Below are 12,680 nucleotides of genomic sequence, written 5' to 3' on the forward strand. Positions count from 1 at the left end.
ACGGGCGCGAGCCGGCGCGGGACCAAGAACTGGCCTAGCGCGGGACCCATAAATGAAGCCGGCTGGTCTCGCGCGAGGCGTGGCCAGCCGGCTTTAAAAGGTGTCGGACGCGGTGGGGTGCGCCGAGTCCGAAGACTCTCGTCGAGTCCCGAGCGAATGGCAACGGTCTAGCTTGCCGAATGTGTGCGACAAACGCGCGCAGTCGATTGCATAGGGGGTCAGGCGTTTGCGTGGGCTCGGCGCCAGGCCAGGGGCGTCGCGCCGGCCAGTTTCCGGAAGGTCCGCGAGAAGTGGGCCTGATCGGCGAAGCCGCACAGATAGGCGATCTGGCTGAGCGGTTCGGCGCTCTTCAGCATCATGGCCTTGGCCGTCTCGACCCGCCGGCGCATGACGTGACCGTGCGGGGTGTCGCCGAAGGTCCGCTTGAAAGCGCGGCTGAAGTGACCGGCGCTCAGCGTGACCAGCTGGGCCAGGTGCGAGACCGGGATCGTGTCGCCGAGGTGGGCGTCGATATGGGCGCTGACCCGCTTGGCCTGCCAGGGGGCGAGACCGCCCAGGCTGATCTCGCGAGGTCGGCCTTGCGTCTCGGTCGCCTCGGCGATCATCGCATTGGCTCGGGCCAGCAGGGCGCGGGTGGCGTCCAGGTCGCCGCCGATCGAGCGTTCGGCGCGGGCCAGGATGTCCTTTAGGTTCGGCGCGAACGCGCGAACCTCGTCGTCCAGGATCTGGCCGGCGACGACGCCGTCGAAGGGATTTGAGGCGGTGTCGAAGCTGCGGGCGGCGGGTTGATAGGACATGGCGTCGATCTCCGTTGCGCCCCGGGGGGAGAGGGGCTCCGTGTTTCGACGATCAGTGTTCTTCATCCCCGCTTTGGGGACCATTCAACGAAGGCTTGGCCGGGACCTGCGTTGGTCTGTCGCACTTATACCTGAGTATGGCCGTCCGCCCGTCTGGCTCTACCTCTCTGCTTCCTTCTGCCTGTAGAAGTCCCGCAGCACGAAGAACGCCGGCTTGCGCCGCCCGGTCGGCGAGACCAGGCCCTTGCGGTTCCAGCCCTGCTGATAGATCGGATGCTGGCGCCTGGGGCTGCGGAAGTCCTTGAGGATCCAGGGCGACATGCCGGCCAGGGTCGGGACCTTGGCGGCCATGGCCAGGGTCTTCTCGTAGTACCTCTTCTGGAAGTCCTCGGAGAACTTGCGCATCAGCGCAGGATCGCTGAAGCCTGACAGGGCGTCGGCGCCGAATTCGGAGAACACCATCGGCTTGTCGGTGGCCTTCCAGGTCATGGCGGGCAGGCTGTCGAGCGTGTCGTCGCTGTACCAGCCATTGTAGGTGTTGGCGGCCAGCACATCGAGCTTGTCGGCCAGCGGGTCGTTGAGGCCCATCTCGACTTGTTTGCCATTGGGGCCGTCGTTGGTCTTGCGCGCCGTCAGCAGGGCGGCGGTGACCAGGCGGCTGTCGTCCAGCGCCCGGACGTCGTCGACCAGTTGATAGAGGAAGGTGTTGCGCGGCTCGGTGATCGGCGTCTCGTTGGCCACGCTCCACATGATGATCGAGGCGCGGTTGCGATCGCGGCGGATGTTGTCGGCCAGCATCCCTCTGGCCAGCGCCAGGGTGCGCGGATTGCCGAAGTCGACCAGCCAATAGACGGGGATCTCGCTCCAGACCAGCAGGCCCATCTCGTCGGCGACGCGGGTGGTGATCTCGCTGTGCGGATAATGGGCCAGGCGGACGAAGTTGCCGTGCAGGCCCTCCTTGACCTCGGCCAGCAGGGCGCGGGCGCCGGCCTCGGTAATGGTGCGGGCGGGGTTGTCGCCGAACTCCTCCTCGTGGACCGAGATGCCGCGCAGGAAGATCGGCTTGCCGTTGAGCAGGATCTGGCCGCCCTTGGTCTCGATGGTGCGCAGGCCGACCCGGTCGGTCAGCCGGTCCTCGCCGGCCTGGACGACGACGTCGTACAGCTTGGGCTTCTCGGGCGACCAGCGGACCAGGCTTTTGGGCGCGGCGGACGAGGCGTTGAGGACGCCGCCGGCGTCGGTCTTGCCGGAAATATCCAGGCCCAGCTCCGGGACGCGGACATGCACCTCCTGGTTGGCGGCTTGCGCGCCGTCCAGCTTCACGGTGGCGGCGATCCTGCCGTCCCTGGTCAGGCGCACCCAGGCTTCGTCGACGAAGGTACCGGGGGTGATGACCAGGCGCATCGGCCGGGTGATCCCGCCATAGTTCTCCCAGTCGGTGACCGGTGGCGGCACGCCGTCGGCCAGGGGCGTGGAATCGACGCCGACCGTCAGCTGGTTGTTGCTGGCGCGCAGGGTCTCGGTGACCTCCAGCGAGAACGGCGTGAAGCCGCCTTCGTGCTCGCCGACGCTCTTGCCGTTGAGGAACACCTTGGCGGTGTAATTGACCGCCTCGAAGCGCAGGAAGGCGCGCTGGCCGGGTTTCAGGACCGGGGCGTCGAAGCGCCGCTCGTACCACATCAGGCCCTGGTAGTAGCGCAGGCTCGGATCGTGCCCGACCCAACCCTGGGGCAGGGTGGCCGTTGGCGAGCGGTCCATGTCGTATTCGTAGAGGGCGTTGGGCCTGGCCTTGGTCACGGCGTCGACATCGACGTCGTCATAGCGGCGATGGCCCTCGCCGGGCGCGCCGCGGTGGAAGCCGGCCAGGCCGTCGCGATACGGATCGACCGAGTAATGCCAGGTCCCCGAGAGATCCTGGCCGTCGCGGTTGTCGGCCCGGGTCAGAGTGGGGGACAAGGCCGATGCGCCCAGCGGGGCCAGCACGGCCAGGGCGCACGCCGCGCCGATCATGGCCTTCAATCCCGTTCCCATTGCGCGTCCTCCAGCAGCCGTTCGGCTTTGTCGCAGAGGTTGAAGCATGCCCCGTGGCCAGGGCGCAAGGAAAGGTGGTCAGGCCACTTTGTATAGGAAAAGGGCGGCCCAGCCGTGAGGCCGGGCCGCCCTCGTCAGATCGGCTTAGAAGCTCTTGCGAACCGTCAGGCCGTAGGTGCGCGGCGCGTTCGGATAGCCGCTGTAGCTGCCGTCCTGAGCCACCGTCGGGAAGGCCGAGATCAGGCTTTTGTCGTTGGTCAGGTTGCGGGCCCACAGGCCCACCTCCAGTTGGCCGGCGGTTTGGACGACGCCGATGCTGGCGTTGACGATGTCGGTGCCGTAGCTGGCCAGGGTCGGCGACACGGTTTCCGTCAGCTGGACCTTGCTGCTGTGGTCGTATTCCACGCGCGCATAGCCCTGCCAGTTCTCGGTGATGTCGTGGTTGATCGTCGCCGAGGTCGAGAACGACCACTTCGAGATGCCCGCAGGGGTGTCGCCCGTCAGGTTGCGGAAGTTCGGACGACGGCCGGTGGCCGGGTCGACCGGGCAGCGAACGGTGTCGAAGGTCACGCAGGCCGCGCCGGAGAAGCTGTCGTACTTCGGATCGAGATAGGTGACCGAAGCGGCCAGGTTCAGCCATTGGACCGGACGCCAGGCGCTGTCGACCTCGAAGCCCTTCACCGACTCCTCACCGGCGTTGACCAGGCTGTAGCCGAGGCCGGTGAAGGCGTTCGACTGGAAGCCTTTGATCGACTGCTTGAAGGCCGCGATGTTGGCGTAGCCGCCCGGGAAGCTGGCCTTTACGCCCAGTTCGTAGACGTCGACGTTTTCCGGCTGGGCGGTGCGGCCCACGCCGTTGGCGTTCGGCGGACGGCTGTCCGACGACAGGTTGAAGGCGCCGGCCTTCCAGCCCGTGGAGTAGCTGGCGTAGGCGTTGATCGCGCCGAAGTCATAGGCCGCGCGAACGGCGTAGGTGACCTTGTCGCCCTTCAATTGGCCGGACTCGGTGGCGTTCGGATAGTTGACCGGGCCGTGGGTCGGGTCGTTGCCATAGAAGAACTGCAGGGCGCCCAGGGCGCCGAAGGCGTTCACCGGAAGGCCGAGGGCGGCGAACTGCGGAACGTTTTGCAGGTTCAGCGAAGAGAACGGGTCGTTCAGGACGACGTTCGAGCGGGCCTTCTTGGTGTCGTTCATGTAGGCGAGGCCGCCGGTCAGGGTCAGCTTCTCGGTGACCTTGTAGTCGAACTGGCTGAACAGCGAGTACGACTCCTGCTTCATCTTGTAGTAGTCGTCGATGCCTTGGCCGGGCTGGAAGTAGGTCAAGCCGGGCTTGATCGACGGCGTCACCAGGCTCTGCAGGAACTCCAGGGTGTAAAGGTTCGATCGGCCGGTCAGGGCGGGGCGGATCGCGGCCGGCAGGGTGGCCGTGTTGACGACGCCCGACAGCGCGTCGGCGAACGCGCGGATGTCGTTGCCGTAGGTGACGGTGCGGCCGGTATCCAGCTTCTCATTCTGATAGAAGCCGCCGATCAGCCAGTTGAACGGGCCGTCGCCGCTCGACGCCAGGCGCACTTCCTGGGTGAAGGTCTTGATGGTGTTGGCCGTGCGGTTGTTGGAGATGTCCGCGCCGGTGAAGTCGATGTCCTGGAACGAGGCGTTCTTCTGGTTCCGATAGGCCGTGATCGCGGTCAGCTTGGCGAAGCCGAGGTCATGGTCGAGCTGGCCCGAGACGCCCTTGCCCGACAGCTTGTTCGCCGGGTCGGTGTTGAAGATGACGTCGCGGTCGAAGATCTTGGTGGTGTCGCTGATCGGCTTTTTCAGCAGGCCGCCGATGGCCAGGGTGGCCGGGCCGTTGAAGATCGAGGTCACGCCGCAGCAGGTCTCGTTGATCTTGTTGTAGTCGGCGATGACGCGGAACGAGGTCTTGTCGGTCGGCTCCCACAGCAGGTCGCCGCGGATCGACCAGCGGTCGCGGTCATTGACGTCGGCGCCGGTGGTCAGGTTGGTGAAGTAGCCGTCGCGCTTGTTCAGGCTGCCCGACAGGCGGACCGCCACGGTCTCGCTGAGCGGGCCGGTGACCGTGCCTTTGATCTGGCGGGTGTTGTAGTTGCCGTAGGTGCCCTCGACCTTAGCGCCGAAGTCGAACTGCGGCTTCTTGGTCACGATGCTGATCGCGCCGGCCGAGACGTTCTTGCCGAACAGCGTCGATTGCGGGCCGCGCAGAACTTCGACGCGCTCGATCTCGGGCAGGTCGTCCAGGGCGGCGGCGGAGCGGCTGCGATAGACGCCGTCGATGAAGATGCCGACCGAGCTTTCGATGCCGTCGTTGCCGTTGCCGTTGCCGAAGCCGCGGATGACGAAGTTGGTCTGGCCCGCGGCGTTGAATTGCTGGACCTTCAGTGACGGAACGACCGACTGCAGGTCGATCAGGTCACGCACCTGGGCGCGTTCGATGGTTTGCTGACCCGTGACGGCGACCGAGATCGGCACGTCCTGCAGGGTTTGTTCCCGCTTGGTGGCGGTGACGACGATTTCCGAAATCGAGTTGCTGTCAGCCTGGGTGGTTTGCGCGTAGGCGGGCGCGGCGATGGCGAGCGCGAGGGCCGAGACCCCCAGCAAATGGACGTTTCTCATAACGAACTCCCTGTTTTTCTTTATTATCGGCCGCGTCTCTTCCCATCCCGCCTCGAGCAATCGCGGGTTTATTTTGGGGAAGGGCGGGCGTGTTGACGTGAGGGAAGGGCGATCCTGGCCGACCGCGCGAACCGCAGAGAGCGGTCACGAGCCCTTGGCCTAGGATGAAGACGCTTTGCGTCATGTTTCCGCCCCAGCGCGAACGGCTTGCATCCGTCCGCAACTGACGCTGATTTTAATATGACCTCGATATTCTAGCGCAAGTTAGAATTTTCGGTTTGCAGCAGAACGCGTTCGGGTGATGCTCAGCGGCATCGGTAATCGCGCGACGGAAGAATCGCGCCCGCCGAACGGAGGAGAGACAGCGGTTGGCTAAGGGCGGAGACCCTCTGGTCCTGACGCCCCGGAGTCATGGGGACGATGTCAGGCCGATGGCGCAGAGCCAGAAGTCAGTGAAGAAGCGCGAGGCGATTCTTCGCGCGGCCATCGAGATCATCAACGCCAAGGGCTTCGCGGCGGCCACGATGACCGACATCGCCGCCGCCCTCGATCTCAAGGACGCGGCGCTCTACTACTACTTCCCCAACAAGCAGGCCCTGGCCTATGCCGGCCACCAGCGGTCGCTGGAACGGTTCGAGACCATCCTGGTCAAGGTGGACGCCGACGGCGGCACGGGCCTGTGCAAGCTGCGGCGTTTTCTGAGCGCCTTGCTGGACGACGCCGTCGACAATGGGCCGCAGCTCTATTTCGGCGACAGCTCCTATCTGGACCAGGACCAGCGCCAGGCGATCGAGGCCTGGACCGGGCGGCTGTCCCGGCGGCTGGAGCGCTTCCTGGAGGAGGGTATGGTCGACGGCACCATCGCGCCGTGCGAGCCGGCCCTGGTGGTGCAGCTGATGGTGGGCATGCTGATCTGGCTGACCAAGTGGGCGCCGGGAACGCCGGGTCTGACCAACCAGCGCCTGCTGGAGGCCATCGAGGTCTTGGCCATGAAGGGCCTGGCTGGTCCTAAAGCCCTAGCTCCGCCCGAAGCTTGCGGGTGAGCCTGGCGGCGATCAGGCCGTGGGCGGTCCTGAGCCAGTCGGCCACCTCGTCGGCGTCCAGCGCGGGCAACTCCGGAAAGTGCACCCACCGCGCGCGGGCCAGGTAAGGCGCGGGTCTCGCGCGGCCGGTCTCGGTCAACACCTCGAACGCCACGTCCGAGGCCTTGAAGGATATCCCGCCGCCCAGGGTGACACCCTCGCCGCGGACGGCGAACATCTTGCCGCCCACCTTGAAGACGTGGTCGTTCCCCCACTGGATCGAGAGCGTGGCGCCCGGCAGCGCCAGGCACGCCTTGTCGAACGCTTCCGGGGTCATCAGGCCGAAACGCCCACGCCGATCGGGCAGACCACGCCCGTGCCGCCGATGCCGCAATAGCCGTCCGGGTTCTTGGCTAGGTACTGCTGGTGATAGTCCTCGGCGAAATAGAACGGGCCAGCGACGGCGATCTCGGTCGTGATGTCGCCCAGGCCCTTGGCCGACAGGGCCTGCTGATAGGCTTCCTTCGACTCCACGGCCGCGGCGGCCTGGGCGTCGTTGGTCACATAGAGACCCGAGCGGTACTGCGTGCCGATGTCGCCGCCCTGGCGCATGCCCTGAGTCGGGTCGTGATTCTCCCAGAAGGTCTTCAGCAGCGTCTCATAGGTGACGACCCTCGGGTCGAACACCACCAGGACGACCTCGGTATGCCCGGTGCGGCCGGTGCAGACCTCTTCATAGGTCGGGTTCGGCGTGATCCCGGCCGCATAGCCGGCGGCGGTCACATGGACGCCCGGGATCCCCCAGAACACCCGCTCGACGCCCCAGAAGCAGCCCATGGCCAGGACCGTCGTCTCCAGGCCGTCCGGATAGGGACCCTTCAGCGGATGGCCGTTGATGAAGTGCGTCTCCGCCGTCGGGATCGGCTCCGGGCGCCCCGGTAGGGCCGTGTCGGCGGAGGGCATATCGAGGGTCTTGGCGGACGACAGCATGGCGGCCTTTCGGGGCGGGAATTCCTGCGCCTCGATATAAACGCTCGTGTCGCCGGTTTCATCCGGGAACGCGCTTGCTACCTGTCGGTCCCTGAGTATATTGCGCGCCTTCCCGCGCCGGGGGTCTCAACCACCCCCGACTCGTCGTGCGCTGGTGAGGTGGCCGAGTGGTTGAAGGCGCACGCCTGGAACGCGTGTATAGGGGAAACTCTATCGAGGGTTCGAATCCCTCTCTCACCGCCACCGGCTCCAGCTATAATATTGAATTTATTAAGCTATTTTAGTGTTGGGAATCGCGCCGTTCAATCTGCCGCGAACGCAAGATCTTAGCCCGCGTCGGCGTGTTGCGCCGGCCGCTCTGCACTCCTCATCCAATCGTGCCAGATCTTCGCGATTAAGTTGAACGCATAGGCCCAATTCATCCACGCGCGCCAAACCGCGTGAAGCGGCGGGGAGCGTGGAGGATTCGATCGCCTGTTCGACAAAAGCTCTAGGCATAGCCGAGCGCCAGCGCCCCGCTGGGCGCCGTTCTTGATCTTAGACTCGCCCAGGTCCAGAGGCGCCGCCCCGCATCGCGCTGTGGCCTGCCTGAGAGCGCGGCAACGATGGATCGCGCGCCTCCTGCCAGTCTCGCCTTCGGCTGGCGAACATGCGAGCGGCTGGCTGGACCAGCCACTGGCGGGCCCGGTTTGAAAAAAAGTGTCACAGTCGCCGCCTAGTAAGGTTTCCAAGGCGCGGGCGGCAGTGTTCGCGGCGACATGGAAATCAAGGGGACTCCCGTGAAGCTGTACAAGAACCTCTTTATCGTGAGCTGCAGCGCGCTCGCGCTCGCCGGCTGCGGTTCGGATGATATCTCTTCGCCCGGCACTGGCGGCAACGTCACGATCAACAACCCGTCCACCCCGACGACGCCGACCACCCCGACCGATCCGAACGCCGGCAAGGTGACCGCCGCGTCGGGCTGCCCGACCATCAGCGATCCGCAGGGCCTCAAGGACGACGGCACCATCACGGGCCCGACGGGCACCTGGCGCGTGTGCACGCTGCCGGCGCGCTTCAACAAGTCGGTCACCCTGCCGAAGATCTCGGGTCTCCTCTATCAGCTGGGCGGGCGCGTTGACGTCGGCACGGACGGCGGCTTCACCAAGACCTCGGCGGACACCAACGTCACCCTGACGATCGAGCCGGGCGTCATCCTGTACGGCGGTACGGGCGTGTCTTGGCTGGCCGTCAATCGCGGCAACAAGATCAACGCCGTCGGCACCGCCACCAAGCCGATCATCTTCACCAGCCGCGACAACGTGCTGGGCCTGAACACCGAAACCTCGCAAGGCCAATGGGGCGGCGTTGTGCTGCTGGGCCGCGCGAAGGTGACGGACTGCACCACCGGCTCGACGACGGCCAACACCTGCGAACGCCAAACCGAAGGCGCGGCCGACCCGGCCCTGTTCGGCGGCAACGACAACGCCGACAACAGCGGCGCGATGTCGTATGTCCAGATTCGCTACTCGGGATACGTCCTGGGCGCCGACAAGGAACTGCAGTCGCTGACCACCGAAGGCGTCGGCAGCGGCACGGTCCTCGACCACATCATGAGCTACAACAGCTCGGACGACGGCGCTGAATTCTTCGGCGGCAACGTCAACATGAAGTATTATGTCGCCGTCGGCGCCGACGACGACAGCCTGGACGCCGACACCGGCATCACCGGCAACTTCCAGTACGGCCTGCTGATCCAGCGCGACGGCGCGGGCGACGCCCTGATGGAAATCGACAGCAACGGCTTCGAGTCGGACCTGCCGCGCCAGACGCTGAAGATCTCGAACTTCACGATGATCCAGCGCCAGCTCAGCAGCAACAGCGAAGCCAACGACCAAGCCTCGATCCTGATCCGCGGCAACTCGGACGTGACCCTGGCCAACAGCGTCATCTACACGCCGAACAACGAGTGTATCCGCCTCAACGGCTCGGGCGCGACGCCGGCCACGCTGACCGCCCGTTCGGTCGTCATGAGCTGCAACGCCACCAAGTACCTGGGCACCGGCAGCTACAACGCCACGACCACCTCGACGCAGTTCGGCTCGGGCGCCAACAACAACAACGACGCCTTCACCTCGACGCTGAGCGCCTTCATCAACGGCGCCAGCGAGCTGGCGGTCGCGGCCTTCGACGCGACGGGCCTGGGCGCCTTCTTCGCCAAGCCGAGCAACATCGGCGCGGTGAAGGACAGCAACGACACCTGGTACAGCGGCTGGACCTGCAACAGCAGCGCGGCCAACCTCGGTTCGTCCAACACGAGCTGCACCTCGCTGCCGACGACCTGATCGCGGTCTGATCGTGACGGAGGGGGCGGCCGGAAAGCGGCTGCCCCCTCTTTTCATAAACGAATTTCCGAGGGGATCGGATAATGATGACGCGGCGGCTTACGTCTCTGTTGCTGCTTTCGACTGCGCTCTCGATACCGTCGATGGTCCTGGCCCAAGCCGCGCCTTCGACGACTCCAAGCGAGACCCAGCAAGAGCAGCCTGAAGTATCCATCCCGGGGATGGTCGACTCGGTGGTGATCACCGCCAGCCGCACGGGCAACGTCGTGCGAACCGGTTCGCAGGTCGTCTCGGTCCTGTCGGCGGCCGAAATCGCCCGCACGGGCGAAGGCAACATCGCCGGCGCCCTGAGCCGCGTGACCGGTCTGAGCCTAGTCGGCAATGGCTATGTCTATGTCCGCGGTCTGGGCGACCGCTATTCGCTGGCGCTGCTGAACGGTTCGCAGCTGCCCAGCCCGGAGCCCCTGAAGCGGGTGGTTCCGATGGACCTGTTCCCGAGCCGGATCATCGCCTCGTCGATGGTCCAGAAGAGCTATTCGGTCAATTTCCCCGGTGAGTTCGGCGGCGGCGTGATCAACCTCACGACCAAGTCGATCCCGGCGGAAGGCTTCGTCAGCATCGGCGGTTCGGTTTCGGCCGATACCGAAACCACCAATCAGCTCGGCTATTCGTACTACGGCAGCAAGACCGACTGGACGGGCTACGACAACGGCAATCGCGACACTCCGTCGGCTCTGGCGGCGTTCTTCAAGAGCGGCGAGCGCATCAGCTCCGGCAAGGTCGACACCAAGCCGATCGCCGGCCAGCTGGTGAACGGCCGCAATGCGGTGCTCCAGACCTGGAACCACCTGCCGGCCAACTTCACGGCCGACATCACGGCGGCCAAGCCGTTCGACCTGAACTCGATGGACCTGGGGCTGATCGCCACCGTCGGCTACAGCAACAAGTGGTCGTCACGCGAGGCCATCAACCAGAACTCGCTGCAAGCCAATCTGCAGGACAAGGAAAGCGATTTCCGCCGGGTCACGACGGACAACCGCATCGTCGTCAACGGCCTGGTCGGCGTGGCCGCCAGCTTCGGCGACAACAAGGTTCGCTGGACCAATCTCTACGTCCACGACACCATAAAGAACGCCAGCCTGGGCGTCGGCAATCGTCACGGCACGACCGCCGACTTCATGCAGCAGAGGACCGCGTGGTTCGAACGCGAGCTGTTCAACACGCAGTTCGTCGGCGAATTCAAGGTGACGCCGAAGCTCGATGTTGACACGCGCCTGAGCTATGCGAACACCAAGCGCAAGGCGCCGAGCGAGCTGACCTTCGAATACGTGCGGACCAACGCCGCGGCCGATCCCTTCGGCCAGTACTATATCAACCGCCTGAACAACGGTAACGGCGGCGACGCCACGGTCGCCTATTCCGACCTCAACGAAAACCTGTGGTCGGGCGGCGTCGACGCCTCCTACAAGTTTGCTCCGGGTTTCAGCGGCACCGTCGGCTACGCCTATCTGCACACCGACCGTGACAGCTCGCGACGCGACTTCCAGTTCCAGGCGCCGAACGACCTGCCGCGCGGCGTGGACATGCTGCGTCCCGACCTGCTGCTGGCGCCGGGCGTGATCAACGCCTTCAACATCAACCTCATCGAAAGCAACGAAGGCAACCCCGCCTTCCGCGCCCTGCTGCAGAACCATGCGTTCTACGGCAAGCTGAACGGAACGCTTTTCAACGCGTGGGAATTCGACGCCGGCGTTCGCTACGAAAAGGCTCGCGAAAAGGTCGCGCCGAGCCAGGTGTTCAAGACGCCGGGCGCCTCGCTGGCGGCGACGAGCCTCGACGAAAACTACTGGCTGCCGGCGGCGACGGTCACCTGGCACGTCAAGCCGGACACCCAGATCCGCGCCAGCGCGTCGAAGACGATCGCCCGCCCGCAGTTCCGGGAGCTGATCTACCAGTTCTATTTCGACCCCGAGAACAACCGCACCTATCGCGGCAATCCGCTGCTGGTCGACAGTGAACTGACCAACTTCGAAGGCCGCTACGAGTGGTACTTCGCGGCCGACCAGCGCATTTCGGCCGCGGGCTTCTACAAGAAGATCAAGAAGCCGATCGAGACCTACGTCTCGGGCGACGACTTCACGACCAGCTTCGCGAACGCTCCGGAAGCCAGCCTCTACGGCGCCGAATTCGAAGCGCAGAAGTACTTCGACCTTTCGGATTGGAAGGGTGGCTTCTGGGCCAGCCGCCGCCTCGTGACGATCGCCAACTACACCTACACCAAGTCCGAACTGAAGGTGGGCGCCAACGACTCCGTCGCGGCCTTCGCCTCGAGCTCGACCAAGGCCACGGACTTCTTCCGTGACGGCGCGCCGCTCACCGGTCAGTCCGACCACGTCGCCAACCTCCAGTTCGGGCTCGAGGACACCGGTCGCCTGTCGCAGCAGACCCTGCTGATCAACTACGCCAGCAAGCGGGTTGTCAGCCGCGGTCTCGTCAACAGCGGTCAACCGGACATCATCGAGTATCCCGGCGTGCGCGTCGATTTCATCGCGCGCCAGGGGCTGGAGCTGTTGGGCCGCGAGGTCGAACTGAAGTTCGAAGCGCGCAACCTGACTGGCGAAAAGCATGAAGAGTCGCAAAAGGCCGCCGGCAATCGCCTGGACGTGAACACCTACGACCTGGGTCGCACGTTCACGATCAGCGCCTCGGCCAAGTTCTAGCACGCGTAGGGGGAGAGGCCAGCCTCTCCCCCGTTTGCGACAGGTCTTTCACCTCCTCGAATAGTCCGCACGAGGAGCGTTTGTCACGAGACTGTCATTCAACTGTCGCAGATCTGCGGCGCAGCAGCGTTACTCCGCCTTGCTATAGACGACCAGTTGGCG

At 65.1% G+C, this 12,680-nt stretch carries 8 protein-coding genes and 1 tRNA gene; 4 read left to right on the forward strand and 5 right to left on the reverse strand.

The features are described 5' to 3' along the window. Nucleotides 1–218 precede the first annotated feature (218 nt). From AC1RNC_RS01065 to AC1RNC_RS01075, 3 genes are all read right to left on the reverse strand, one after another. Nucleotides 219–797: a helix-turn-helix domain-containing protein gene (locus AC1RNC_RS01065; RefSeq protein ID WP_492882980.1), complete on the reverse strand. Its 579-nt coding sequence runs from the start codon at nt 795–797 to the stop codon at nt 219–221. A 159-nt stretch (nt 798–956) separates the two neighbouring features. Beyond that, nucleotides 957–2,828 (reverse strand): glycoside hydrolase family 2 protein, encoded by a 1,872-nt coding sequence (locus AC1RNC_RS01070; RefSeq protein ID WP_492882982.1) that lies wholly within the window; start codon nt 2,826–2,828, stop codon nt 957–959. Between the two features lie 144 nt (nt 2,829–2,972). Further along, complete coding sequence (locus tag AC1RNC_RS01075) at nt 2,973–5,462, reverse strand: TonB-dependent receptor (RefSeq protein ID WP_492882984.1); 2,490 nt, start codon at nt 5,460–5,462, stop codon at nt 2,973–2,975. Between the two features lie 368 nt (nt 5,463–5,830). On the opposite strand from AC1RNC_RS01075, the gene AC1RNC_RS01080 reads away from it, so the two are divergent. Beyond that, nucleotides 5,831–6,505: a TetR/AcrR family transcriptional regulator gene (locus tag AC1RNC_RS01080; protein WP_492882986.1), complete on the forward strand. Its 675-nt coding sequence runs from the start codon at nt 5,831–5,833 to the stop codon at nt 6,503–6,505. On the opposite strand, the gene AC1RNC_RS01085 is transcribed toward AC1RNC_RS01080, so the two are convergent. After that, complete coding sequence (locus AC1RNC_RS01085) at nt 6,471–6,821, reverse strand: MmcQ/YjbR family DNA-binding protein (protein WP_492882988.1); 351 nt, start codon at nt 6,819–6,821, stop codon at nt 6,471–6,473. The genes AC1RNC_RS01080 and AC1RNC_RS01085 overlap by 35 nt on opposite strands. Continuing rightward, on the reverse strand, nt 6,821–7,474 hold the full coding sequence (gene msrA, locus AC1RNC_RS01090; RefSeq protein ID WP_492882990.1) for a peptide-methionine (S)-S-oxide reductase MsrA: 654 nt from the start codon (nt 7,472–7,474) through the stop codon (nt 6,821–6,823). Before msrA ends, AC1RNC_RS01085 begins: the two co-directional genes overlap by 1 nt. A 153-nt stretch (nt 7,475–7,627) precedes the next feature. On the opposite strand from msrA, the gene AC1RNC_RS01095 reads away from it, so the two are divergent. The 3 genes from AC1RNC_RS01095 to AC1RNC_RS01105 all read left to right on the forward strand — a co-directional run bounded on the left by AC1RNC_RS01095 (nt 7,628) and on the right by AC1RNC_RS01105 (nt 12,518). Continuing rightward, nucleotides 7,628–7,717, forward strand: a tRNA-Ser gene (locus tag AC1RNC_RS01095). 536 nt (nt 7,718–8,253) lie between these two features. After that, nucleotides 8,254–9,798: a beta-helix domain-containing protein gene (locus AC1RNC_RS01100; protein WP_492882992.1), complete on the forward strand. Its 1,545-nt coding sequence runs from the start codon at nt 8,254–8,256 to the stop codon at nt 9,796–9,798. Nucleotides 9,799–9,881: 83 nt separating this feature from the next. Further along, nucleotides 9,882–12,518, forward strand: coding sequence for a TonB-dependent receptor domain-containing protein (locus AC1RNC_RS01105; RefSeq protein WP_492882994.1), 2,637 nt, complete (start codon nt 9,882–9,884; stop codon nt 12,516–12,518). Nucleotides 12,519–12,680: the final 162 nt, after the last annotated feature.

The organism is Caulobacter sp. GW822-FHT01G02 (assembly GCF_058802865.1).